The sequence below is a fragment of the Sorangium sp. So ce385 genome, from assembly GCF_051474135.1.
In the GTDB taxonomy this organism is placed as follows: Bacteria; Myxococcota_A; Polyangia; order Polyangiales; family Polyangiaceae; genus Sorangium; species Sorangium cellulosum_D.
In genome coordinates, this window is sequence record NZ_CP150337.1 from 3,157,546 (window position 1) to 3,183,174 (window position 25,629).

A 25,629-nucleotide genomic window follows, 5' to 3' on the forward strand; every position below is an offset into this window, starting at 1 on the left:
GCGGGGGCTATTCTACCGTGAAGCCGAAGGCGTACGGCGCCTGCATCGGCACGCCGTCCACGCCGAGCGCGCTCCTCACGTCGGAGACCACCACCTCGTAGGCGCCCGGCGCGAGCGGCTCGGCCGGCGTGAAGACCAGGCGGCCCGGCGCGGCCTCGACCACCGCGCCCGCGACCGGCTCGCCGTCGCGCGCCACCTGCACCGAGCCCTCGTAGCCGCCCGCGCCCTGCGGATCGATGTCGTGCGCGAAGCCGACCTCGATCGCGGGCGCCGCCGCGACGACGTCGCCGTCCGCGGGCGCCGTGCCGGACACGAGCGGATCCCGCCAGGAGCGGACCCCCTTGTCGACGTCGGGGAGCGCGCCGTCGTCCCACGCCGTGGAGGTGTTGTCGACGACCTGGGGGCCGCCGCCGAGCGGGATCGACACGGCGCGGTTCGTGACCCCGGTGATGCGCCCCCACCACTCCACGCGATCCCAGGTGCCGCGCGCGTACTTGTACTGGAGCTCGGTCCCCTCGGGGATCTCGACCGTGGTCTCCCAGATCCCGCCGCCCACGCGCGTCATCGGTACCAGCCCCGGGTTCCACGGGCCGAGCGCGCCGATGCTGCCGGGCACGTAGATCGTGTCCAGAGCGGGCGTCTCCGGCGGGGCCCAGACGCGGAACGTGACGGCCACCGGGCGGGGCGTCGCCGCCTGCACGATCTCGTTCGACGCCGGCGACTCGCTGCCGTCCGCGTGCACGGCGCGGACGATGTAGAAGTAGGTCTGGTCGGCGGTCAGCCCTGCGTCCGTGAACGTCGTGAGCGCGCCGTCCACCTCGGCGTGCGGGGTGTCGCCGTAGAGCCCGCCGGGGAGGTGCCGGTAGACGCGGTACGCGACCGCCCCGGGCACGGCCCCCCAGGCCAGGTCGATCGAGGCGGCGCTCGCGCCCGTGACGCGCAGGTCTCCCGGCGCCGGGGGCGCCTCGTCCCGCGGGATCACCGTCACGGTCACGGGCGCGGCGTCGCCCACGGCCACGCTGACCGGCCCGCGCCCGGAGAGCCGGATCTCGAACGCGACCGTCGCCGTCGCGTCGGCGTTGATCCGCACGAAGCGCGCGTCGACCGGCGCGCCGCCCACGATGAGGCCGACCGTGTCGCCGCCGACGAGGTTGCCCAGGTTGGTCACCTCGGCGGTCACCGCGACGACGTCGCCCTCCACGGCCACGGCCGGCAGGGCCACGTCCTCGACCACGTAGCGCGGCTCCCGGTAATCCTCGAGGCTCGCCGTGTCCTCGGCGGTCGCCGGGCGGAGGCGGACCGCCTGGCCGCCGCCGGCCTCCATGGCCGCGACCAGCGTGTCGGCGGGCCTGACCAGGAACCGGCTCCGGGCGACCAGGGCCGGGCGCGCGTCGTAGTCGGCCTCGGCGTCGTCCGTGTACGTCTCGGCGACGAACGTCCCCTCACCGAGGAAGTCGAGCGGGATCCGGAGCGCGCGGGGGGTGCTGTCCGTGCCGCTCCCGAGGTACCAGTCGCCCCCGCTCCGGCGCGCGACGGTCGTGTGCTCGCCGATCGCGGCGTTCAGCACGCGGGTCTCGTCCCAGGTCACCGGGACCTGCTCGATGAAGGCGAACTCGGGCTGCCCCTCGTAGTGCTCGGGGACGTCGGTCACCATCTGGAGCCCGCTGAGCAGGATGACGTAGAGGGCGAGCTGGTGCGCGCGCGTCGTGTGCACCCGGGCGGGCGGGTTCCCGGCGAAGGGGCTCTCGGGGATCTTCTCCGGCGCCCAGAGGACGTCGAAGATGCCAGGGTTGTAGTCGACCGGGCCCCCGAGCATGCGGGTGAAGGGCACGGTCAGCGTGTGCGAGGCGGGGTTGCCGTCGCTCCAGGCCTCGTACTCCATGCCGCGCACCCCCTCGCGGGTCATGAAGTTGGGATACGTGCGCTCCTCCCCGGTCGGCTTGATGGGCTCGTGCGCGTCGACCATGATCTTGTGGTCCGCGGCGCGCCTCGCCACCTCGGCATAATGGTTCACCATCCGCTGGCTGTAGTGGTGATGGCCCGGGATGCTCCCGACGTATCCTGTCTTGACGGCGTGGATGCCGAGCGACTCGTAGAGCCCGAACGCCTCGTCCAGCTGGGCCTCGAAGCCGTCGACGTTGGCGCCGGTCTCCATGTGCGCGACGAAGCCGACCCCGCGCGCCGCCCCGTAGGCGACGACCTCCTCGAGGTCGAAGCGGTCGTTCGACGCGGTGTAATCCATGTCGGTCCAGCTGCCGTCCCAGCCCCGGTTCCAGCCCTCGGCGAGGACGTACGGGATGCCGTGGTCGCCCGCGAAGTCCATGTAGCGCTGCGTGTTCTCGGTCGTGGCGGCGACGTGCTCGCCCGGCTCCCAGGTCGACAGGCCTTTGTGGATCTCCCACCAGACGCCCATGTACTTGCCTGGCCGCAACCACGACAGGTCGCCGTCGCAGATGGCGCACGGATCGTTGAGGTTGAGGATCAGGTGCGACTCCAGGAGGCGCCCGGCGCCGGTGCCGATGGTCAGGGTGCGCCACGGCGTCTCGAAGGGCAGCGTGATCCGCGCCTTGACGGCGGAGCTCTCCGCGCCGCTCTGCGCCGGCACGAGCGCGCTCCGGAACGCGTGGGGCGCGCCCGGCAGCGCCTCCAGGGTCATGGCGGCGTAGTCGTCGAGATCGGCCTCGTGCAAGGCCACGTAGAGGTCCTCCGCCAGCTGGACCGTCAACGGCGTATTGGCGTTCTCGACGGCGCTGAGCGCGCCGCGGTTGTACAGCGACTCGTCGCCCTCGAAGTCCGCGCGCGTCCACCAGGCGGTGCCGTCCGAGGCGAAGCGAAACTCGGTGTCCTCGGAGGTGACGGCGAGCTCGCCGAGGCCCTCCTGCGCGGGGATGACGTACCGGAGGCCCAGCCCGTCGTCGAAGACGCGGAACACGACGTCGAGGCGCATCTCCGGCGCGCTCGACGCCAGGTGGACCGTGAGCTCGTTGTAATGCTCACGAACCTCGGACGCGGCGCCCCACACCGGATTCCATGTCGAGTCCACGGTCCGCCGATCGGCGCCGGTGACGCGCGCGCCGCGGCCGAGCGGCCCGAACTCGCCGAGGGCGAGGCCGAGCGCGGAGTCGGCGAGGATGGCCCTGCCCGCGCGCTCGACCGAATAGACGGGGACTCCGCCCTGAACGTCGAACGTGACGACGATCTCGCCGCCGGGAGACGTGACCCGATGCTCGTCGCCCGGCTCGCCGCCGCCCTCGCCACCGAGGCCGCCGCTGCCACCGAGACCGCCGCTGCCACCGAGGCCGCCGCTGCCGCCGAGGCCACCGCTGCCGCCGAGGCCGCCTGCGCCGCCCGAGCCGCCGCTGCCGCCGAGACCACCGCTGCCACCGAGGCCGCCTTCGCCGCCCCGGCCGCCGCTGCCCGCCTGGCCGCCGCCACTGCCACCCTCGCCGCCAAGGCCGCCGCGGCCTCCCTGACCGCCGCCAAAGCCACCATCGCCGCCCTGGCCGCCTCCGCCGGCGCTCTGTCCGCCTCCGGTGCCGCTGGGTTGATTGTGCTCGTCATCACCACAGCCGGCCGCCAGGGGGACGAGCGACGCAACCAGGCCGAGCCAGGCGACCCGAGTGCGAATCCTTTTCGCGATCGTTGCGCATTCGATGGTCATGGGCGTGCGTCCGGCATGGCCCACCTCCCCGGCGGCGTCAATCGCGAGCCGTCCCCTGAGTCGATGGTAACTTGTTGAAATGAAAAGATTTTTATCGGCAAGGGATCGGGCGGTGGCCACGAGCGCCGGTTGCGCTTGACATCTCAGGAAGGTTTCGAAGCCGCTTCGTCCCTCGCCGTCGCCGCGGTGACGCAACGCTCCTCGTCCGCGCGCTGCCGCACGGGAGAATCCGCTTGCTCCCGGGGCTTCGGCGATGGTACCGGGACGCGCCCGCCCTGGGGATCCGATCCACCCTTCCGCTTTCCGCCCTCGCGTTGCATGCTCAGCGCAACCCGAGCAAGGAACAAGGATTCAAGGTGCCATGTCCAAGATGAAGCTCAAGCCCGGTGTGATCACTGGCTCCGCTCTTCAGGAGCTGTTCGAGTACATGAAGAGCGTCGAGTGCGCGCTGCCGGCCGTGAACGTGATCGGCTCGCACAGCACGGTCGCCGCGCTCCAGGCGGCGCGGGAGGCCAAGAGCCCCGTCATCATCCAGTTCTCGAACGGCGGCGCCCACTTCTTCGCCGGCAAGTTCCTGGACAACAAGGGCGAGAAGGCCGCCATCGCGGGCGCGGTCGCGGGCGCCCACTACGTGCGGAACCTGGCCGAGGCGTACGGCGTGCCGGTCGTCCTGCACACGGACCACGCCGCGAAGAAGCTCCTCCCGTGGGTCGACGGCATGCTCGAGCACGGCAAGAAGTTCTTCGAGAAGAACGGAGAGCCCCTGTTCTCCTCGCACATGCTCGACCTCTCCGAGGAGCCGCTCCACGAGAACCTCGAGATCTGCCAGAAGTACCTGCGGCAGATGGCCGCCATCAAGATGACCCTCGAGATCGAGCTCGGCGTCACGGGCGGCGAGGAGGACGGCGTCGACAACAGCGGCATCGACAACGCCAAGCTGTACACCCAGCCGGCCGAGGTCCTCGCGGCCTACGACGCGCTGAAGCCGATCGGCAACTTCACGGTCGCCGCGTCGTTCGGCAACACGCACGGCGTCTACAAGCCGGGCAACGTGCAGCTCCGGCCGCCCATCCTGAAGAACTCCCAGGACGCGATCCAGAAGGAGCGCAAGACGGGCGCGAAGCCTGTCGACTTCGTGTTCCACGGCGGCTCCGGCTCGTCGCCCGAGGAGATCCGCGAGGCGGTGTCCTACGGTGTCATCAAGATGAACATCGACACGGACACGCAGTGGGCCTTCACGCAGCCCATCAAGAAGTACATGGATGACAAGGGCGCCTACCTGAAGTCGCAGCTCGGCAACCCCGAGGGCGAGGACAAGCCCAACAAGAAGTACATCGACCCGCGCGGCTGGCTCCACCTCGGCGAGAAGGGCCTGGCCGCGCGCCTCGTCGAGGCGTTCAAGGACCTGAACTCGTTCGACAAGTTCGAGTTCTGATCCGCGGCGGCGAGGGGCCCCGCCCGCCCGGGCGGGGCCCGCGCCGCCCGGGCCGCCGGCGGATCGCCGGGCGAGCCCCGGCGAGGCGGGACTGCAACCGAGTCGCTCGTCGCGCGCCGACGTCGGCGCGACCTCGGCGTGCGCGTCGCGAGAGAGCGCTCGTTCCGGCGGCGCTGCCGGTCCTCTGCGGGCTTAGGAGGGCGACGGGTGCGCCTCGCGCAGCGAGCGGACGGGGCGTGACGCGGCGGTGTGGCGGCGGGGCAGCCGGGAGAGCGGCAGGCCGAAGAGGCCGAGGGCGGTGAGCTCGATCCCGAGCGCGGGGAGGAAGGACGACCCCGCGAGCTCGCTGGCGATCACCTGCACGAGGACGAGCGGGGCCGCGATCGAGACGAGCGCTGTCCGGTACGGGACGCCGTGCAGCAGCGCGAGCAGCACGCCGACGATCCCGGCGGTCAGGCACCCGTCGGCGCCGGGGAGCAGCGCCAGCGCGCTCGGGGTGCGCAGGGCCGCGCGGATCCAGAGGAGGGCGCCGCCCCCGAGGAGGAGGAGCGCGATCGGCAGATTGCCAGAGGAGCGGGTCGTGATCGTCTGGGTCTGGAAAGCCATGATCCCCGGCCGAGAGCACGCGATGTGCCCATGACGGCTCCCCGGCGAGGACGGCTGCCCGCGCGCGGGGAGATGCACGGATTGCGCGTCGGCGCATGCGGTGCGCGTCAGGGCGCCGGAGGGCGGGGCGGGTCGCCGGGGTCGCCCGCGTCGGCGCGCTCGCCGCTGCGCGCGGGATCGACCGGCGAGGGGCCGCTGCGCGCGGGATCGACCGGCGAGAGGCGGATGCCCAGGTTGAGGAGCTTCACGCAGTCCTGATCGCACGCGGGCTGCCCGCCGGGTAACCGCGAGCACCGCGCGACCTCGACGAGCTCCCCCGAGCGCGCGTCGGCGAGCATCCGGCACCGCACCGGGGTGCCGGTCCGCGGGCAGACGAGGGTGACGTCCGAGGCGCGGTGATGGCGCCGGGCGAGCAGGCGTCTCGTCGCGACGACCACCCCCCCAACGCCGCCGGCAGCCGCCAGCAGCTCGATCAGCCAGTCTGCTGCCATCGTGACCCCCTCCGAACGCTGCGTGTACGACGCAGCAAGCGGCACGCCATCGGGAGCGCCGGCGTGTGCGCCCAGGCGCGGCGAGCGGCGCTCGTCGCCGGTGCACGCCGTGCGCCCTCCAGCGCAGGGCGTGCGCCGCGGCGTGACGACCGAGCCGCTCGGCCCGCCGGCTGCGCACCCGCGGGTCGGAGGAGCGGCGCGGAGGGACGCGGGATCCGCGGCAGGGGGCGCGCTCGGACGACGGCCCGGACGGCTCGTCGCGCCCGTGCCGCGGCGCGCCCTCGCGCGGATCGTCGATTGCAAAACCCCTCTCATCGGCCGAGGGCCGCGGGAGGAGGTCACGATGACCCGTCGTCTGGATGCACCGGAGAAGCTGGCGTGGCTCGAAATCGAGGGGGGCGGCGTGGAGCCGCAACAGGTGCGCTGCCCGCGGCGAGAGGAGACGATCGACGTGCGGGCGTGCCTCGCGTGCGAGCGCTACGCGACGCTCGCGATCCATCCGAGCGGGAAGAAGATCTATGTCGTGTGCGAGCCGTCCGACGACGCGCCGGGCGAAGGCGCGTAGCGGCGCGAGGGGCCGACGCGCATCGAGGCGCGGCGCGGGCGCCGCAGATCGCGCATCTTCTCCAGCTCGAAGAACCCCGCGAACGCGATCCCGAGTAGCGGATAGGGGAACAGGATCGCCATGGTCAGCAGCACGCCGAGGTGGAAGAGCCACGCGGCGCCGCAGAAGACGACCGCGATGCGCCGGCTGAACAGCGCGAGCGGCGCGCCGAGCTCCATCGCCAGGCTCGCGAGCGCGAGCGGCGGGAACAGGAACCGGTAGCGGACCAGCGCGCCGCCGAGCGGGGAGTGCGTGTCGCCGAGCGCGAGCTTTCGCACGTTGTCGTAAGCGACGTAGTTGCGGAGGATGTCGCTGAACGCCCAGTCGAGGCCGCTGTTCCGGAGCTTGGTCACGCCCGCGATGAAGTACGAAGCCACCGTGATCGCGCAGAACAGCCGGATCGGCCAGCCATAGCGGCCGTCCGGCGCGGGCGGGGCGGCGCCCGCGCGCCGGGCGGCCCGCGCGTCGAGCGAGAGCGCGTCGGCCGACGCCCCGAGGCTCAGCGCGATGACGTGGAGCACGAGCAGGTTCTCGGTGTGGAACACCATGCCCCAGGAGTTCCGGTAGGTCAGGACCCAGAGCAGCAGCGCGCTGAAGAGCGGGCCGGCGACGCGGAACCGGTAGCCGGCCACGAAGGCCGCGCCCGCCGCGATCGCCGCGCCGATGAGGCCCCGCACCGCCCAGAGGGGGAGCGGCGCGGACAGCAGCGAGACCACGCCGATCGGCCTGAAGCTCTCCGGCGGCAGGTGGCCCACCCGCTGGAGGTGCACCGCGCGGGCGCAGAGGTACACGAGGGCGAAGGCGCCGACGAGGAGCCGCAAGAGCGCGAGCCGCTCGGCGGGCGCCTCGGCGAAGAAGCCGCGGTCGAGCCGGTCGAGGAGCCGCCTCATCGCGCGCCCACCTTGCAGGTCGCGTGGAGCTTCGAGTCGATCGGTGTCTCGTGCCCATCGAAGAACGCCACGGCGTCGAAGGTGTCGGTCCGGATCTCGACCGCGACGACGTCCGCGTAGCGATCGTCCTCCGCGACGCGCGCCGCGACGCCGCGGCACAGGGCGCGCGCCGCGCGGGCGCCCTGGCGGATGCTCTGCGCCAGCGTGGCCTTGGCCTGCAGCACCTCCTCGCTGCCCACGAGGCGCGGCGGGATCGGCCGCCGCTCGCCCCGGGAGTCCACGCCGACGGCGCGCTCCACCGTGGTGCGCGCGTCGTGGCGACCCCACGAGAACATCGGGTAGGTCGACAGCGGGAAGCTGTCGACCGGAGGCCGGCGGAACAGCGGGGCGAGCATGAGGAGCACGAGCCCCGCGGTCACGCCGTACGCGTAGCCCTTGCGCTCGCTCAGGCGAGGGCCGCCGCCTGGGCGGGCGCCGCCGCCCACGGCCGCGCCCGCCGCGGGGTCACCGGCCACGGCCGCGCCCGCCGCGTCCTGACCGCCGGCGCCCGCGCTCACAGCGGCCCCGCCGCCGGCGCGGTCCGCCCCGGCACGAGCCCCAGCATCCGGCCCCCGTGGCCGAGCGCGGCCCAGGCGTGCTGCACGTAGTCGATGCGGATCCGGGGAGACGCCATGCTCTCGCTGAAGCCCCCCTCGACGATCACGTCGCGGCTGCAGGCGAAGCACGTCGCCGGCGACCACTGCTGCCGCACCAGGAACCCGAGCACCCGCTCCATGAGCGCCCGCTCCCGCGCGAGATCCTCGCCGCGCGCCTCCTTCACCGCCATCGCCCCGGCCAGCGCCTCGCCGAACCCGGCCGTCGACGTGTTGTGCGGCGGCAGCACGTTGCCGAACCCATACCCGCCCACGAGATCGGGCGCCACGTCGCTGTCCTCGTCGAGCACGAGCCGCGACTTGAACGCCACGTAGTCGAGGCAGAACCGCTCGTAGTCGTCCCGGCGGTGGTGGGCGAGCGCCGCGCGCGCCGCGAGGCAGTGCCAGTTCTCTTCCATGTACACAAAATCGCTGGCGAAATGGTCCCAGTAGCGGTTCGCGTAGTAGTCCATGGCCCGGTCGACGGCGGCGCGCACCTCGGCCGCGGGCGGGAGCTCGGGCCGCGGGTCGCGGGCGGCGAGCGCCTCGAGCAGCGTGAGCGCGAGCACCGACTGGCCGCCCTCGTAGAGCTGCATCGGGCCCAGGATCGGCGCGACGCGCGCGAGGTCGAGCTGCGGCGCGAAGCCGCCGTCGTCCCGCTGCGTCGCGAGCACCATGCGGGCGAGCCGCCCGATGAGCGCGTCGTGCCCATCGCCGACGACGTCGCGGCACGAGAGGAACGCGACGAGGCTGAGCGCCGTGGGGTTGAGGTTCGCGACCATCCCGGGGGTGTCCGCGGGGTAGAAGAGCGCGCCGACGGCGCCGCCCTCGCCGCCCTTGCGCTCCAGCTTCGCGAGCAGCCCGAGCGAGCGCTGCACCACCTTCCTGAGCTCCGGCCGCCCCGGCGCGCCGCCCTCGCCGCCGCCGAGCTCGCACAGGGCGAGGGTGGTGCCGGCCTGGCGCGCGATCGAGAACCCGTCGAACGAGGCGCGCCCGGTGAACGGATCGACGATGTAGCGGAACATGCCGTCCTTCCGCTGCGCGCCGAGGATGTAGCGCTGGGCCGCGGCCGCCGCCCGCTGGGCGGTCGCCTCGGTGAGCGGCACCGACGGCTCGCCGATCCGGGAGAGGAGGTGGAGCGCGCCCTCGGCGTCGACCGCGTAGCTCAGCGTCTCGATCCGCGCGAGGCCGCGGCGCAGCGCGGCCTCGTCGGGGCCTCGGGGGCCGCGGCCGCCGGGCGGCTCGGGCTCGCCGAGGGCGCGGCGCAGGACGGCGAGGTCCACGCCGAAGCGGAAGTCGGGGACGCCGGCGAGCGGCGCGTTCGTGTTGAAGGCGTCGGTCGCGATGAGCTGCCACGGCATGAGGCACCGCTCCGCGAGGCAGAGGCCGTCGAGCCCGGGGCGGAGCGCGAGGCCGACGAGGCCCGGCCCCGGCGACGCGAGCGGCTGCACGGCCGAGACCACGTCGATCTTGAGGGGGCCGCGCAGCGCCTCGGCGAGCGCGCCGCGCAGCGCCGCCGCGAGGTCGTCGCCGGGCGCGGGCTGGAGGCAGCGGGTGACGGCGGCGGCGCGCTGGGGGTCCTCCGCGCGGGCGAGGTGGGTGACGACGAGGGTGGGCCGGCCGGGCTCCGGGGGCGCGGCGCACGTGGCGGGCGCCGTGGTCATGAGCGACGGCGCCTTGGCCGGCGGCGCGGGGAGCGCGTCGAAGGACGCGAGCGCCTCGCGCAGCGCCGCCCCGGTGCGCGACGGCGCGCCCCCCGGCACGGGCAGGACGTCGGCCTTGGCGACCCGGTGGCGGAAGAGCAGCGAGATCGCGGCGAGGAGCGCCAGCGCGGCGAGCGCGGCGAGCGCGGGCGTGGGCCGGCGCTCCGGGCGGAGCAGGCGGAGGCCGCCGGTCGAGGCGACGCCCCAGCAGGCGAACGGCAGCGTGAGGAGCGCGACGACCGCCCAGACCGCGAGCAGCGCCGCGGCGATGCCGGTGCCGAGGCCGCGGTTCAGCGAGGCGACGTAGACGGCCGAGGAGAGGAGCCCGTAGCTCAGGAAGGCGAGGTAGCCGAGCGAGGCGAACGACGTCGCGCGGAAGGCGCGCGGCGCGAGGGGGTGGGGGAGGAGCGAGAGCGCGGCGGTGGCGGCGTGGAGCAGCGCGAGCGCGGCGGTGGCCACGGCGAAGAGCGTCCACGGCCGGAAGGGGAGGGAGAGCGCGGCCCACGCGAAGACGGGGGCGTGGAGGGCGCTGAGGAGCCCGACGGCCCAGCGGCGGGGCGTGGAGGGCGCGAGGGCGGCGGGGGCGAGGGTGGCGGGCGCGGGGGCGGCGCCGCGGTCGGCGGGCGCGGGGGCGGCGCCGCGGTCGGCGGGCGCGGCCGGGGGGGAGTCCGCGAGGGGGGCGGCCGCCATCGGGGGGGACGGCGGAGCGCTGTCGCGGAGCGGCTCCGAGGGCGCGGAGGGGTCGGTGTCGGGCGCCTGCATGGTGCGGCGACGCTTATCACGACGTCCGGCGCGCACGATCGCCGCCGTGGATCGACGGCGGCGCAGGGGGGCGCCGGCTCAGCCGAACGCCTCGGCGACGACGCGGGCGACGTCGGCGTGCGCGGCGTTCCGCGCGTCGGCGCTCGCCGACGGCGCGTCGACGAAGCTCGCGATCACGATCGGAGCGCGCGACGGGGGCCACGCGACCGCGACGTCGTTCGCGATGCCGTTGCCGGTCCCGGTCTTGTCGCCGACGACCCAGTCCTTCGGCAGGCCCGCCCGGAGGCGGGCGAGGCCGGTGGTCGCCCGGACCATCCACGAGGCGAGGCGCTCGCGCGACGCCCGCTGGAGCGCGCGATCGCCGACCAGGATGGCTCGAAGCGTATCGGTCATGGCGTCGGGGGTCGTCGTGTCGCGGAGATCGCCGGCCACGTTCTCGTTGAGGGCCGGCTCGTTGCGATCGAGGCGCGTCACCTCGTCGCCGAGGCCGCGGAGGTAGGCGGTGAGGCCGGCGGGGCCGCCGATCTGCGCGAGGAGCAGATTGGCGGCCGTGTTGTCGCTGATCTCGACGATGGCGGCGCAGAGCTCCTCGACGGTCAGGCTGCCCTGCGCGAGGTGGGCGCGCGTCACCGGCGCGTGCTCGAGCAGATCGGACTCACGGTAGGTGACGCGGTGATCCAGCTTGAGCTGGCCCTGGTCGGCGCGCGCGAGGACGCACGCCGCGAGGAGCGCCTTGAAGGTGGAGCACATCGCGAAGCGCTCGGCGGCGCGGTGACCGACGCGCGCGCCGGTCGCCGTGTCGAGGGCGGCCACGCCGATGCGGCCGCCGACCTGCGCCTCGATGCGCGCGAGGGCCGGCGCGGCCTGCGCGCCCGGCCCGGGCGAGGCCGCTGGTGAAGCGGCGGCCTGCGCGCTCGCGGCCGCCGGGGGCGTGGTCGCTGGGGCCCCGCTCGAGGTCTGGGCGCCGGCCGGTTGCGGCTGCTGTGCTCCTGCGCAGCCGAGGAGAAGGACGGAGGCGGCTCCACCGAGAAAGCCGCGGCGTGAGGATCGAGGGTGGTCTTGCATGCGGGCTGCCGTACGCCCGCGGAGCGAATCTCATTCCCGAGCGGAGAGGAAGAGGTCCGGCATCCCGGGCACTCCTCAAGATCGACCCATGAACGCCTCGGCGGGCTCTCCCAACCATGCGCGCGCCAGCGCCACGGTGCGGGTGTTCTCCGGAACGTTCTCGAGGAAGCTCTTCTTGTAACTGGGGTCAGCGATCTTGTGGACGATCGCGAGCAGGTGCGCTCGAGCCGTGGCAATGGCGGCGCGCGCGGCTCCTCGATCCCCCGTGGCGTGGAGGGCCTCCGCGTGGGCGAGGCGCACGAAGGCGCCACGGAACATTCCGCATGCACCGCCCATGTCCTCGACGCGAGCGAGCGCTTCTTCCGCAGCAGCGAGGGCTTCGGCGGCGCGACCTTGGGAGCGCCGGAGGGCCGAGAGCGTCCCCAGCGCGCCGGGATAGTCCATCGGAGACGCCTCCGCCAGGAGCTGCAGCGCCGCCGTGATCTCACGCTCGGCGCCCTCGAGGTCCCCGGCGCGGCGGCTCACCTCCGCGAGGGCCCAGCGGCCTCGACCCTCGTCGAGGGGGACGCGGTGCTCGTACCCGAAATCGCGGAGCTCCACGGCAGGCTGGCGGGCCTCGTCGTGCGCGCCGCGGTCGGCGCGCAGCCACGCCAGGCCGAAGCGACGAAACGCGCTGAATACGGCCAGGCCTGTGTCGACGAACGGCGCCAGCCCCGAGAGGACCTGCTCGGCGGCGAGCGGCGCGCCGAGGTGCCATAGGCACATTCCTTTCGCCAGGTGGGCGATGCCGATGTCGGACTCGTGATTGGCCGATTGAGCGCGAGCGAGATCCATGGCGCGATTTGCGTCGTCGAGCCCTCGCCACGGTTCTCCTGCTATGCAGGCGCTCCTGATCGAGGACATGACGGTCCACACGAGAGACGCGAGCGGCTCCTGACGGTCGAGGGCGTTGATGCCGGCGTCGAGCCGTTCCATGGCCTCGTCCGCCCTTTGAACTCTCCCGAGGACGTCGAGCCCGCTGACGGCCGCGACGATCGCCAGCGCGTGAAGACGCGCGGCGCCGGGGGCGGGGGTCGTCTCTTGAAGCAGCTGGATCGTGGCCATGTACTCATCGATCCGTCGCGCCGCGAACGCGCTGGCCAGCATCGCCATCGCCCCCCGCGACCAGGAAGAGGAGCCGCGCGGCGAGATCCTCATCACCTCTTCGGCGTACGCCGCTGCGTCGCCCAGTGTCTGCGGACACCAGACGAGCGCCTCGCAGAGGATGCCGAGCAGCGCGCTCCGCAGCTCCTCGGAGCCTCCACAGGCGAGCCCCTGGCGAGCGCGGACGGCCGCGGCGGCCACGTCGCCGCTCCGGTGCGCCTGGTCCGCGGCGCGAAGGTAGAAGTCTGCTGCCCGGGCGCGATCCCCGCCGCGCTCGAAGTGTCCAGCCAGCAGCATGGGATCTGTCTCCCCGCGCTGCTCGAGCCACGCGCCCGCGATCCGATGTCCGAGCGCCATGTCCGCCTCGGTCAGCATCGCATACGCGCCTTCCCGGAGGAGCGCGTGCCGGAACGCGAACTCTCGCTCTCCCGGGAAACGGCTCTCCTGGAGCGCCACGAGCACCTCCAGGTCGACAAGGCGCGCGAGATGCGCATCTGCGGAGGGCGGAGGCTCCGCACCACCGAGCAGCGACGAGACGCCGCCCTCCCAGAACACCTCGCCGAATACGCTGGCCGCGCGCAGCAGCCGCCGCGCCTCGGGGTCGAGCCGCGACAGGCGCGCTTCCACCATGGCGAGCACGGTCTCGGGCAGCGCCTCACCACGGCCCTCCGCCACCGCCCGGATGAGCTCCTCCAGGTAGAACGCATGCCCGCCGGCGAGCGCCACGATGCGCTCCAGCATCTCCCGGCCGATGCTCGCGCCGAGCGCCTGCCGCACCAGCCGCTCGCACGCCTTGCGCGGCAGCTCCTTCAACCGGATCTCCTGCGTCTGGCGCTCCGCCCACAGCCGGGGAAAGGCCTCATGCACCTCGGGCCGGGCCAGCGCGAGCACCATCCAGGGCATGGCGCGCAGATCGCGCAGCGCTGCGTCGAGGAAGCTCACCGTGGGCTGGTCGCCCCAGTGGAGATCCTCGAGCACGAGCAGCACCGGCCGCTGCGCCACCTCGGCCCGAAGGAAATCCAGCCAGGCCTTCCGCAGCTGGTCGCTCATGAGCTGCGCGTTCTGACGCGCCGTCCGCAGGGCCACGCTCTCCTCGTCGGCGAACGGCGTATCCACGATCTCGCCCAGGAACGCCGCGATACCCCGCTGATCGGCCGCCGGGGTGCTCCCGGCCACCCGGGCCCGGATCTTGTCCCGGCGCGCCTCCAGCGGCTCGCCGTCGCGCAGGGAGAGCGCGCTCCGGAGCACTTGCCCGAGCAGGCCGAAGGACGATCCTGCTCGCAGCGAGTCGACGCGACCGGTCCAGATCGCGACCTCATCGCCACGCTGGCGAAGTCGGCCGGTGAGCTCGGAGGCAATGCGCGATTTGCCCATCCCGGCCGGCGCCGTGATCAGCACCGCCCGGGCGAGCGGCTCCTCGAAGCACTCCTGGAGGAGCGCCTCGAGCGTCGCGATCTCCCAGTCGCGCCCCACGCAGGCCGTGGCCTTGCCGAGCAGCGTGCGTGCTCCCTCCGCGAGCTCGCGCTCCGCGCGTAGCTCGAGCCCGGCGTCGGTCTCCACGACCTCGAAGCGCGCGTCGAGCAGCCCGGCCGTGACCTCGTCGATGGCGACGGGCCGAGCCCGGCCGCGCACGGGGGGCGCCGCCAGCATCCGCGCGGCCCGGTCGATGGCGTCGCCCGCGCACAGGCGCCCGGTCACCTCGGACCGACCCGTCGCCAGCACGACCGGTCGATCCCGGGAGACGGCTCGCAGCGCGAGCGCGCAGCGCGCGGCCTGGGCCGCTTGATCGGTGGGGACCTGGGTCGTCCGTGCGAGCGTCACGATGGCCGTGCCGTCGACCAGGACCTCCAGGAGCCCTCCGTGGTCTGCGGCGGTCCGGCGCAGCTCTCCCTGAACGCTGGAGAGCTCTGCCTCGCAGAGCGTCGGCGCGCCGTCATCGGCGGGCGGCTGCTTGCCGAGCAGCACGACCGACAGGATCCGCCGCTCTCCGCCGGTCAACGACGGAGGCTGCGTGCTCCTCGACCGACGCGTGTGGACGGAGGGGCGCCGCTGCGCACCGCGAAGCGCCTCGAGCTCCTCGGCCACCGCGGCCGCGTCGCCGGGGCGCTCCTCCGGCTCCTTGGCGAGCATCCGGCTCACGAGCTGCTCGAGCGCCTCCGGCACCTGGGGGCAGCGTTCGCGCACGCGCGGCGCTTCCTCGGCAAGGACCTTGGCGAGGATGGCGATGAGGTCGTCGCCGAGGAATGCCGGCGTCCCCGTCAGGCACTCGAACAGCACGCAGCCGAGCGCGAACACGTCCGCGCGCGCGTCGACGTCGCGCCCGCTGCGCGCTTGCTCCGGCGCCATGTACCCCGGAGTGCCGAGCAGCGCTCCCGCCCGGGTGATCGTCTTGGCGTCGCCGCGCCTCGCGATCCCGAAATCGAGGACCTTCGCGCGCGTCACGTCGCGCTCCACGAGGAAGATGTTGCTTGGCTTGAGATCGCGGTGGACGACGCCGCGCGCGTGCGCCGCCGCGAGCGCCTCGGCGACGCGCGCCCCGAGCGCCAGCGCCTCGTCCACGCCGAGCGCCCCGCGCGCGAGGCGGACCGACAGGTCTTCCCCCGCGAGCCACTCCATCACGAGGTAGCGCTGGCCCGAAGGGGTCTCGCCGCTGGTCACATACTCGACGATCCCTGGATGTCGCAGCTCGGAGAGCACCGCGGCCTCTCGCGTGAACCGCACTTCATCGTCGAGGCGCCGCTCGAGGAGGACCTTGACTGCCACGTCCCTGCCAGAGCTCCGGTCTCTCGCCCGGAAGACCTCTCCCATGCCGCCGGCGCCTGCGCGCCCGTCGATCTCGAACCTTCCAGCGATCACGTCCCCCGGCTGCACCGCCGTAGTATCGACCTCCCGCAATGAGGATGTCCACTTGAGATGCCGATGCTCGGCGACAATCCCTTCCACCGCCGGACGAACATCGGAATTGCCGGCGGGACGGTGCGGAGCTGAGGGCTCCTCTCGCCATCCTCGAAAGGGAGCGAGGACAGCCCGGCGCGTCCTCGTCCTGCGCGACGCCATCGTCGTGGGGAGCCCGGGATAGCCCACGAGGCACGCGGTCGCTGGTCGGAACGGTACATCGAAGAGGCCATCACGCCGAGCCACGGGGGCGGCGAGCGCCGGGAGCCGGCGGGCGCGACCAGGTGAGCGCGCCGCGGCACGGCCGGGCTCATCGCATCCTGCGCCGAGCGGCTCTGCCGCGATGCGCGGCGGGCGCCGGTCATCGGATGCGGCATGGATGCGCAGCGCGCAAAGGCGAGGCCCGCCGCCCGCCGCCGGCTCGCGGTGCTGCTCCTCGCAGCGCCCCTCCTCTGGGCGAGCTGCGGCCGGCCGTCCGCTCGGGTGCCCGCGGCGCGCCGTGTGGAGCCGCGCGTGCGGGCCGTCCTGGAGGCGCACGTCGCCGCCGCGCGCGCGGGCTCGGTCCCGCTGCTGCTCGTCGCCGACGCCGCGACGAGCGCGTCCGCGAAGGGCCCGCCAGCGGCGACGCCGCCGCCGGCGACCGTCGTGTCGTCGGGTGTGCCGTTCGCGCCGGGCGCGCTGCGCGACGTGGCCTCCTCCGCCTGCGCGACGGCTGCGGCGCCCAGGTTCCGCTGCGCGCGAAGCCGCTCGCGGTCTGGCCGCTGGACGGCTCGATCCGCGTACACCTTGCAGGCAAACCCGTTCTCGCACCGGCCCGTGTCGACGTTGCAGCGCCGCGAGAAGCAGTCGTCATCGGACTCGCTGGCGGCCTCCGCGAGCGCGCAGCACGGCTCCTGGCAGCGGAGCACGCCGAAGGAGCCCGCAAAGCAGAGCAGCTTGCCCTGCGGCACGCCGGGACAGCACTCCCCGAACGACGCGTCGCAGATCTCGCCGGGCGGACGGCATTTCGGCGGTTGCCCACACGCCGTTCGGCTCTGTCTGGCAGTTCTCGGTACAGCGCTGCGCGTCGTCCGTGCAGAGCTCGCCGATCGGCATGCAACCGCCGATGGACTGGCAGAAGGCGGCCCCGGGAACGATCTCGACACGCGTTGGAGCAACACTGCGATGGGCCGCTGCACGCCTCGCCGGCGGGATCGCACGCCCCCTGCGCCACGCAAACGAGCACGCCGTCACCCCCATCCGCGCACAGGTTGCTGCAGCAGTCGGCGTTGCTGGAGCACACCTCTCCCTCCACATGGCAGCCGCCGAGCGGCTGACCGCACCACCTCTCGCCGGCCACGGGCGCGTCCTCGCAGACGCCGCTGCAACACTCGCCGCCGCCCACCGAGCAATCCTCGCCCGGCTGCAGGCAGCCGCCGCCCTGCGAGCAGGTGCCGCCGTCGCACAGGTTGGAGCAGCACTCGGCGTTCAGTCGTGTAACTGTTCCTTGTCGATGCAGATTGCCCTCTCCAGAGCCAGGCTGCAGATCGCGCTGTTCGCCTTGAGGGCGGCCGTCGCGAGCGCCGGGCTCGGCGTCGAGGTGCTCGAGCCGATCCTCAATTTGAAGAGCCGCAGCGGCGTCATCCCGCTGCTCTCGCTGAGCTGCGAGCAGAATGTGCCCACGTGGTACACATCGTGTCTGCTGTTCGCGTGCGCGCTCACCCTGGCGATCCAGGCTTTGCCGAAGAGGGATGTATGAGATCCACGGTTGTGCTCGTCCCGTTCGGCTTCGCGTGCATCGGCGCGCATCTTGGCTATGTCGCGATCACCACCCTCGCGTTCGCGATCTTCTGGGCAACCCTCTCGCTTGGACGAATGTCGGCGCGGGTTCACCAGCAAGACTGCTCCGCGCACGTTGTCAATCCGGAGACAACCGCGCAAGCACATCCGAGCCAAGCCTTGAGCAACGCGAGTGATCGCGCGATGCAGCCCGTGGCCCCGAGTTGACCAAGACTCCAGATGTCGACACGACGCGAGGACCTCGCCGCTCCACCGAAGCTCGGCGGACGCCGCCGGTTCCGTCCCTGAAGTCATCCACGCCGATCGGAGGATCCATGCGCCAGCACATCCGTGCCCACCACGTCGTTGCTCTGTTGCTCCTCGCTCTCCTCTGGGGCGGAATCGCCGCATGCGGCGATGACCCGCCCGAGCACGACTGCGCGATCGGCGATCCCGTCGACGGACCAACGTGCGAGTGCGACGGAGCTGACTGCGTTTGTCCCTCGTCCGGCGACTGCGCGATCTTCTGCATCGCAGATTGCGATCTCCAGTGCGCCGGCTCCGGAAGCTGCGATTTCGACTGCGGCCCTGACTGCGACATCGCCTGCACCGGATCGGGCAACTGCGCGCTCACCGTGGGCCATGGCTCGACCGTGGATTGCACTGGGTCGGGCGACTGTGATGTGGTCTGCAGGGGAGACTGCGACGTCCGGTGCCCCGGCTCGGGCGACTGCGTGGTCCACTGCGAGCCCGGAGCGGTGTGCACGACAGACGGGGCGTAGTCGGCCCTCCGAGCTGACCGAGGCTCAAAACGGCCACATGATCCGAGGAGCCTCGCCGATCGACGGGAGCTCGGCGTGCTCCGTCGGCTCCGTGCCTGCAAGGAACACCTCCTCGATCGCGCCGGCGGCGCCCGGCAGCGCGAGTCGACCGGTGGCCGCATCGATCGGCACGTGCACGAGCCCATCCGGCGGCGCGGCGAAGTCGGTACGCGGTCTCGCCTTGTGCGCGTCCTGCATGAACGCGATGAAGGCCGGGAGGGAGGTCGCGCCGCCCGTCTCGCCGGGGCCGAGCGGGGAGGCGTCGTCGTAGCCCGTCCAGACGGCGCACGCGATGTCGGTCGAGTAGCCCACGAACCACGCGTCCTTCGCGGCGTTCGAGGTGCCCGTCTTGCCCGCGACCGGCGTGCTCATGGATCGCGCGCGCTTGGCTGTCCCCGACTCGACAACGGAACGCAAGAGGCTCGTCGTGATGTACGCCTCGGCTTCGCCCATCACCCGGCGCGCTGGCGCTGCGCTGGGCAGCGGCAGCGGCTCGCCGCCCGGGCCGATGATGCTGCGAATGATCGCTGGATCGCGGTACGTACCCCCTGCGGCGAACACGTTGAACGCCGCAGCCATCTCGAACGGCGTCACCTCATAAGCGCCGAGCGCCAGCGACAGATCCGCGCCGAGCTTCGAGGTGATCCCGAGCGATCGCGCCCACTCGACGACCTTGGCGGGCCCGAGCTGCTCGAGCGTCCACACCGCGGCTACGTTGACGCTCTGGGCAAGCGCTTCGCGCAGCCGGCGCGGCGCCTGCCCGTCGCTCTCGTCGTAGTTGTCGGGCCTGTATTTCCCCTGGAGAGCGGCCGGCTGGGTTTCGAGGATCGACGCCGCGGTGAATGCCCGCGTGTGGATCCCGTAGCTGTACACGATCGGCTTGAACGTCGAGGCGGGCTGGCGGTGCGCCGACCTCGCCCGATTGAGGGCGCCGCGCACGGCGTCGTAGCTGCCGACGACCGCGAGCACCTCGGCCGTTCGGACGTCGAGGGCGACGAGCGCGCTCTGGGGCCCGAGCGCGAGCTCCAGCCGTCCGCTGCGCGGGTCGCCGCCGGCAAAGGTGACGCGCACGACCTTGCCGATCTCGGCGAACTGGCTCGGGGGCAGGTTGCGTGGATTGTAGCGCGCCGCTCTCTCCAGCTTCACCACGCCTTGCGCCGTACCCACGCGCACGGTGAGCGTGCCTGCCGCGTCGTCGGCCTTCGTGACCACGCCGTGGTAGACGCGCTCGCTGCCCTGCGTGGGAGCTCCCTCGAAGGGAGCCGGATCTCCCTTGCCACGCTTCAGCGGAGCGATGAGCCCGCGGCGCGCGGCGTACGCGTCGAGATTGCCGCGCACCGCCGCTCTCGCGGCGATCTGCAGCTTCGGATCGATCGTGGTCGTCACGGTGTACCCACCGCGGTTGGCCTGGGGGCCCACCGCGGCGACCAGCGCGCGCTCGACCTCGGCGACGACCTCGGGCGCCAGCTCGGCGGCGTGTTCGGGCGGGGGGGCCAAGGCGATCTTCTGGCGAGCGGCGGCCTCGACCTCGGCGCGTGGCGCGAGCCCTTTATCGCCTAGCTGCTGGAGCACGTAGCTGCGCCGCTCCTCGGCGCGGGCGAGGTCGACGCGCGGAGAGTAGATGCTGGGCCCCTTGACCAAACCTGCGAGCAGGGCCGCTTCGGCGAGCTGCACGTCTCGAACACTCTTCCCGAAGTAGTACCGCGCGGCTTCCTCGACACCGTAGCGCCCGTGCCCGAAATAGATGTGGTTCAGGTAGAGCTCCAGGATCTCGTCCTTCGTGAGCTCCTGTTCGATGCGGCGAGCGAGGATGAGCTCACGGATCTTGCGCGCGAAGGTGCGCTCCGGTGTGAGGAGCACGTTCTTGATCACTTGCTGGGTGATCGTGCTGCCTCCCTGGCGGGACTGCCCGGACCGCAGGTTCACGAGGAGCGCCCGCAGGATGCCGACGTAGTTCAGCCCCTCGTGCTTGTAGAAGTTCGCGTCCTCCGCGGCCAAGACGGCCAGCTTCATGCTTCTCGGCACCACGGAGATCGGAACGACGGTGCGTCGCTCGACGAAGAGCTCCGCGAGCGGTGTCCCGTCGCGCGCGAGGATGCGCGTGACCTCTGGCGGATGGTAGCTCTTCAGCTCCGAGGTCCGCGGCAGGTCTTGGCCGTAGTGCCAGATGAGCACCGCAAACGCCAGAAGACCGAGGCCCAGCAGCGTCGACGCGGCCATGGCGATGCGCCACGCCCATCGCCGCAATCGCCGTTTCCACTGGACCTTTCGCGGGCGCTGATGCGCCTGCTCCCGCGCCCGGCGGGCCGCCACGGCGCGGCCGAGCGCGCTCGCCAAGACCCGTAGCGCCGATGCGATCCGACCGGTGGCCCTCGCGAGCCGTCGCGCCGGCAGCGCGCCTGGCACGGGCGGTCGCGCAGGGGGCTCGGCCGGCGATGGCCCTGCGGCGCCGCCCGCGGGCGGCGGCGACCACGGCAGGGTCGGTCGCTCCTGTTCGGCCTGTCGAGCCCTCTCGGCGGGGATCGCCGGCGTGGCGGCCTGCGGCGAGCGCACCCATAGCTGGGTCGCGGGCTCGTTCACCTCCGCATCGTCGCGGCGGGCATCCGTGCCGCCGTGCGAGGCGGACCCGAGGTCACGACGGCCGAACTGGTCCATATCCATCCAGCTTCTCCGCGCCGTGGCGAGCCGAGCGCGCGCATCGTGGCGCCCTCATCGCAGACGGCACGAGGGCAGCGCACGAGCGCGATGCGACGGTCAATCGGGGCATGAGGCTCCGCACACCTGAACGTTGCCAGGACAGGTCTCTATCTGCCCGAGACACGTGCCGATGACGCATTCGGATCCAGGCGGGCAGTACACGATGCACGGGGCGCCCGTGATGCAATTGATCGAGCAATCGCCTTCGCACGAGACTTTGTAGATCCCCGATCCCACGCAGTTGACCAATGCGTCTCGGCGCGCTCCGATCTTGCAGACGCTCCCGCCTTGACAATCCACCTGGCACGCTTCCTCGCACACGTGATGGCAATCGTTTGCCTCGATACAGCTGGTACGCTGCGACGCGCTGGGCCCCTCCTCGGGGCCGCGGCCAGGCGAGCGAAGCCCTGTGTCGCCCTTCTTCTCGGGGCTGGGCTCCGGAGCCTTCGCAAGGCGATCCGCCGCCGAAGCGGCGGGGACCTTGGCAGGCGGCGCGGCCGCCGATTTCTGCGCGCCGGTCGCGGCTGGCGGCGTCGCGTCGGACTCGACGTGCACCGCACGAAAGTACACGGCGGCGAGCACGCCTGCGGCGAGCAGCGGGAACGCCAGCACGGCCCATCGCAGTCTCCGTCCACCTACCGTGGTCGCCGTCCACTGCGTCGCCTGGGTGAACGCCGAGGCCGCCGATGAGGAGGCAGGAGCCGGAGCGACGGCCGATCCGCCGCCCAGGGCGCCCTGCGCGCTCGCAGCATGCCGGACGTCGGCGGTGGCCGCATCGCGGTTGGCGCTCCCCATGCCGCCTGCCGGCGGCGGCGTGGGACGCAGATCACCGGCGCCCGAGACGCGCACCGGTGCGGCTGACGAAGGGGCGAGCCCCTGTGGCAGCCACACCGTGGCGGCGGTACTGAGCGAATCTGCCGCGGGGGCGGAGGTCCCGGCCGCGCCGAACCGCAGGGCAAAGGGGGGCGGTTGACCGGCGAAGACCGCGCGTACGTCCTGCTGCATGACCGTCGCGCTCGGGTAGCGCTCGTTTCGATCGAACGCGAGCGCTCGATCGACGATGGCGCACACTCCCTGCGGAGTCTCCGGAGCGACGCTCGCGAGCGGCGGCGCAGGCAGCGTGGCCATCTTGACGACCAGCTCGGTGTCAGATTCCGCCTCATGAATGCGCCTCTTTGCGATCAGACGAAACATCGTCGCTCCGACCGCGAACACGTCGGCACGCGCGTCGACCTCGTCGCCTCGGACTTGCTCGGGTGGCATGTATGCGACCGTGCCGAGCGTCGTCCCAGTGCGCGTATGAACGAAGTCGGTCGCGGCCTGCCTGACACGGGCGACGCCGAAGTCGAGCACCTTCAGGCGCCCGTCGCGCGTGCGGAACAGGTTGTCTGGCTTGATGTCGCGGTGGACGATGCCGTGCGCATGGGCCGCGTCCAGCACGTCCAGCAGCCCGTCGACCATGCCCAGGAGCTCGGCCAAGTCCATCCTACCCAGGCGCCTTCCGCGCGCGGCGATCGACTCACCATCGAGCAGCTCCATGACGAGGAACGGGCAGCCGTCCGCGGCCGTGTCGATGTCGTGTATTTCGACCGCGCCGGGATGCACGAAGCGATTGACGGCCTGCGCTTCCTGATAGAACCGCGCGCGCAGCTCGGGCACGCGCGCGATCTCGGGGTGAAGGATCTTGATGGCCCCTCGCCGCCCGATCTTGTGCACGCCGACGTAGACGGCGGCCATACCGCCCGCGCCCAGGAGCCGCTCGATCGTCCACTTTCCGCACAACACCGTGCCGATTCTGCGCTGCAGTTCGAGTTCGTCCATATCCGGTCTTTGGCTTTCTAACTTCCGCGGCGGAGTCCTCGCGGCGCCCCGTCGTCGACCTGACCGTCGTTCACTCCAGTCGATTCAAAAGCCAAACCCCATCTGCGCACAAACGCCGACATTCTTACAAGATTTGACATGCGACGGGTTTTGTGCTGGGGATCCACGGCGTCGAGGAACCTCTCGAGCTCGGTGCTCTGCCGGCACGTTCGGAGTACTCACGTTCAAGGCCTCGACCTGGGGTCATGGGGCCAGCGGATGGCCTGAAGGTTACCCTATCGCCCGAGCGAGCGGGGGCAGGAAGCTGGCCAGGCGCGATGGCACCGTAGCAGCACCGGAGTACCTTCCGATGCGAGCTCTCGTTCTGCCTCGTCGAACGGTTTGCCTGTCTCGTCGAACGGTTCGCGACCGAGCTCGCTCGGCGGGCCGGCCAGGTCCGTCCACGATGTCCCCTTGAGCGGCCGATGCTCGGCGACAATCCCTTCCACCGCCGGAGGAACGAATCGCCGGCGGGACGGTGCGGAGCCCAGCGCTCCTCTCGCCATTCATGACGTCGAGCGACGGTGGCGGCGAGCGCCGGAAGCCGGCGGGCGCGACCGGGCGAGCGCGCGCGTGTCCGAACGGCCGGGCTGATCGCGGCCTTGCGCCGAGCGGCTCCGCCGCGATGCGCGGCGGGCGCCGGTCATCGGATCGGACATGGATGCGCAGCGCGCAAAGGCGAGGCCCGCCGCCCGCCGCCGGCTCGCAGCGCTGCTCCTCGCAGCGCCCCTCCTCTGGACGAGCTGCGGCCGGCCGTCCGCTCGGGTGCCCGCGGCGCGCCGTGTGGAGCCGCGCGTGCGGGCCGTCCTGGAGGCGCACGTCGCCGCCGCGCGCGCGGGCTCGGTCCCGCTGCTGCTCGTCGCCGACGCCGCGACGAGCGCGCCCGCGAAGGGCCCGCCGCCCGCGAAGGGCCCGCCGGGGGCGACGCCGCCGCCGGAAGCCGTCGTGTCGTCGGGCGTGCCGTTCCCGCCGGGCGCGCTGCGCGATGTCCGCCTCCTCCGCCTGCGCCACGGGCGCGGCGGCCAGGTCCCGCTGCGCGCGAAGCCGCTCGCGGTCTGGCCGTTGGACGGCTCGATCCGCAGCGCCCTCATCGCGTTCCACGCCGCGCTCGCGCCGGGCGAGCGCGCGATCTACACGCTGGAGCACGGCGCTCCCCCGCGCCCCGCAAAGGACGCTCCGCCCGGCGAGCCCCCGGCGGGCGCGCCCCGGGACCGCGCTCCGGCGGGCTCCGCCGGGCAGCGGGCGGACGCGCCGGGCATCGAGGGCGCCACGCTCGACGAATCGCTCCTGCCGGACCCGGACGGCCCGATCGCCGCGGTGCTGCCGCCCTCGTGGTACGCGGCGAGCCAGGTGTGCGGGCCGCAGCTCCCCGCCATCGACGACCGCCGCTTCCCCGGGTTCGAGAGCGGCATCGAGGGCGCGCTCGCCCGCATGACGCCCGCCTACGACGCGTACGGGGTCAGCTGCGCGGGCGCGCACCGCACTTACTACGACGGCCCGCACGCGCTCTACCAGCGCTTCCTCCGGAACGGCGACGCCGCCCGCTACCGGCGCGCGCGCGCCGAGGCCGTCTGGTACCGGCAGCACGAGCTCCGGTTCTCGCCCGACCGGCGGCTCGCGGTCCACGTCTGCGAGAAGGAGGACTGGACCCCCGCGGCGCCCCTCTCCTGGCAGGTCCTCCGGCGCATGCTCGGCCAGGGGATGCTCGATGACTACCTGCTCACCGGCGACCCGGCGGCGAAGGAAGCGGTCCTCGCGATGGGCGAGGCGCTCCGGCTGAACCTGCCCGCGCTCACGGGCGGCAAGGAGGACGTGCTGCGCGCGACCGAGCGCAACATGGCCTGGGCGATGATGACGCTGTCGAGCTACTACGCCCTCGACCCGCGGCCGGAGCTCCTCGCGGTGCTGCGCGGCCTCGCGGATCGCACGGTGGCGTGGCAGCGGCAGGGCGCGTCGGGCGCCTTCGAGCACGACCTCCACCGCGCCGACCCGACCGAGTGCGAGCGCGGCCCGCGCGGCGGCTCGCCGTTCATGACCGCGCTGCTCGTCGACGCGCTCATGGATTACCGCGCGCTCACCGGCGACCCGCGGGTCCGCGACGTGGTGGCGCGCGCGGCGGACTGGCTCGCGGAGCGCGCGATCACCTCGGACCGGCGCGCGCTCCGGTACCTCTGGGGCTGCGAGACCGACGCGTACGACGACAGCGGGACCGCCGACCTCAACCTGCTGATCGTGCCCGTGTTCGGCGCCGCCTATGCGCTGACCGGCGATCCGCGGTGGATCGACGTGGGAGACGCGCTGGCGGACGTCGGCGTGAAGGAGATGTGGGTGAAGCAGCCCAAGCACTGGAACCAGGCGATGCGCGCGTTCGGGCGCTACCTCGGGTACCGGGCGGCGCCCGCGGCGCCGGCGACGGCGGGGCGGCTGTCCGCCGGGCGCTAGCTACGCGTGTCAGGAATCCCGCCAGGATCTCTGCGACGACGAGACGGAGTGAACGACGCGGCCGACATCGGCGGCGACCAGACCGTGACGGTGTGCGGGATCAGACGCTCGCTGTCGGCGGCTATCGCTACCGCGGTCTATCACGCACGAAGCCGCTCAAGGCA

At 72.8% G+C, this 25,629-nt stretch carries 16 protein-coding genes; 6 read left to right on the forward strand and 10 right to left on the reverse strand.

Features of this window, described 5'->3' with window-relative positions; genetic code table 11:
• Positions 1–7: 7 nt before the first annotated feature.
• Positions 8–3,661 (reverse strand): glycoside hydrolase family 97 catalytic domain-containing protein, encoded by a 3,654-nt coding sequence (locus WME83_RS11860; RefSeq protein WP_437319385.1) that lies wholly within the window; start codon positions 3,659–3,661, stop codon positions 8–10.
• A gap of 361 nt (positions 3,662–4,022) precedes the next feature.
• Here WME83_RS11860 and fbaA point away from each other — a divergent pair, with 361 nt between their 5' ends.
• Positions 4,023–5,096 (forward strand): class II fructose-bisphosphate aldolase, encoded by a 1,074-nt coding sequence (gene fbaA, locus WME83_RS11865; protein ID WP_437319386.1) that lies wholly within the window; start codon positions 4,023–4,025, stop codon positions 5,094–5,096.
• Between the two features lie 192 nt (positions 5,097–5,288).
• Here the strand turns inward: fbaA and WME83_RS11870 are convergent, their stop codons facing one another.
• Together WME83_RS11870 and WME83_RS11875 are read right to left on the reverse strand one after the other, a co-directional pair.
• Positions 5,289–5,702, reverse strand: a complete 414-nt coding sequence (locus WME83_RS11870) for a hypothetical protein (RefSeq protein ID WP_437319387.1) — start codon at positions 5,700–5,702, stop codon at positions 5,289–5,291.
• Between the two features lie 107 nt (positions 5,703–5,809).
• Complete coding sequence (locus WME83_RS11875) at positions 5,810–6,193, reverse strand: hypothetical protein (protein ID WP_437319388.1); 384 nt, start codon at positions 6,191–6,193, stop codon at positions 5,810–5,812.
• A 343-nt stretch (positions 6,194–6,536) separates the two neighbouring features.
• On the opposite strand from WME83_RS11875, the gene WME83_RS11880 reads away from it, so the two are divergent.
• Positions 6,537–6,758 (forward strand): hypothetical protein, encoded by a 222-nt coding sequence (locus WME83_RS11880; protein WP_437319389.1) that lies wholly within the window; start codon positions 6,537–6,539, stop codon positions 6,756–6,758.
• Here WME83_RS11880 and WME83_RS11885 read toward each other — a convergent pair.
• From WME83_RS11885 to WME83_RS11905, 5 genes are all read right to left on the reverse strand, one after another.
• Positions 6,710–7,687 (reverse strand): HTTM domain-containing protein, encoded by a 978-nt coding sequence (locus WME83_RS11885; RefSeq protein WP_437319390.1) that lies wholly within the window; start codon positions 7,685–7,687, stop codon positions 6,710–6,712. The two genes, WME83_RS11880 and WME83_RS11885, sit on opposite strands and share 49 nt — an antisense overlap.
• Positions 7,684–8,244 carry a hypothetical protein gene (locus WME83_RS11890; protein WP_437319391.1) on the reverse strand — a complete coding sequence of 187 codons (561 nt, stop codon included), beginning with the start codon at positions 8,242–8,244 and terminating at the stop codon, positions 7,684–7,686. Before WME83_RS11890 ends, WME83_RS11885 begins: the two co-directional genes overlap by 4 nt.
• Positions 8,241–10,784, reverse strand: coding sequence for a hypothetical protein (locus tag WME83_RS11895; protein WP_437319392.1), 2,544 nt, complete (start codon positions 10,782–10,784; stop codon positions 8,241–8,243). Before WME83_RS11895 ends, WME83_RS11890 begins: the two co-directional genes overlap by 4 nt.
• A gap of 78 nt (positions 10,785–10,862) precedes the next feature.
• Entirely contained in the window at positions 10,863–11,849 is a 987-nt protein-coding gene (gene bla, locus WME83_RS11900; protein WP_437319393.1) for a class A beta-lactamase, read from the reverse strand.
• A 75-nt stretch (positions 11,850–11,924) separates the two neighbouring features.
• Positions 11,925–15,935, reverse strand: a complete 4,011-nt coding sequence (locus WME83_RS11905) for a protein kinase domain-containing protein (RefSeq protein WP_437319394.1) — start codon at positions 15,933–15,935, stop codon at positions 11,925–11,927.
• 1,057 nt (positions 15,936–16,992) lie between these two features.
• Here WME83_RS11905 and WME83_RS11910 point away from each other — a divergent pair.
• The 3 genes from WME83_RS11910 (at position 16,993) to WME83_RS11920 (ending at position 18,427) form a co-directional block, all read left to right on the forward strand.
• The gene (locus WME83_RS11910) at positions 16,993–17,625 is read left to right on the forward strand and encodes a hypothetical protein (RefSeq protein WP_437319395.1); all 633 of its coding nucleotides are present in this window, start codon (positions 16,993–16,995) and stop codon (positions 17,623–17,625) included.
• Entirely contained in the window at positions 17,622–17,873 is a 252-nt protein-coding gene (locus WME83_RS11915) for a hypothetical protein (protein ID WP_437319396.1), read from the forward strand. Before WME83_RS11910 ends, WME83_RS11915 begins: the two co-directional genes overlap by 4 nt.
• 107 nt (positions 17,874–17,980) lie before the next feature.
• Complete coding sequence (locus tag WME83_RS11920) at positions 17,981–18,427, forward strand: hypothetical protein (protein ID WP_437319397.1); 447 nt, start codon at positions 17,981–17,983, stop codon at positions 18,425–18,427.
• 24 nt (positions 18,428–18,451) lie between these two features.
• On the opposite strand, the gene WME83_RS11925 is transcribed toward WME83_RS11920, so the two are convergent.
• Entirely contained in the window at positions 18,452–20,686 is a 2,235-nt protein-coding gene (locus WME83_RS11925; protein WP_437319398.1) for a penicillin-binding protein 1A, read from the reverse strand.
• Positions 20,687–21,220: 534 nt separating this feature from the next.
• Complete coding sequence (locus WME83_RS11930) at positions 21,221–22,984, reverse strand: serine/threonine protein kinase (protein WP_437319399.1); 1,764 nt, start codon at positions 22,982–22,984, stop codon at positions 21,221–21,223.
• A gap of 696 nt (positions 22,985–23,680) precedes the next feature.
• Between WME83_RS11930 and WME83_RS11935 the strand changes: the two genes are divergently transcribed.
• A complete protein-coding gene (locus WME83_RS11935; protein WP_437319400.1) occupies positions 23,681–25,465 on the forward strand; it encodes a hypothetical protein in 1,785 nt (594 codons plus the stop codon).
• The last annotated feature ends 164 nt before the right edge of the window (positions 25,466–25,629 follow it).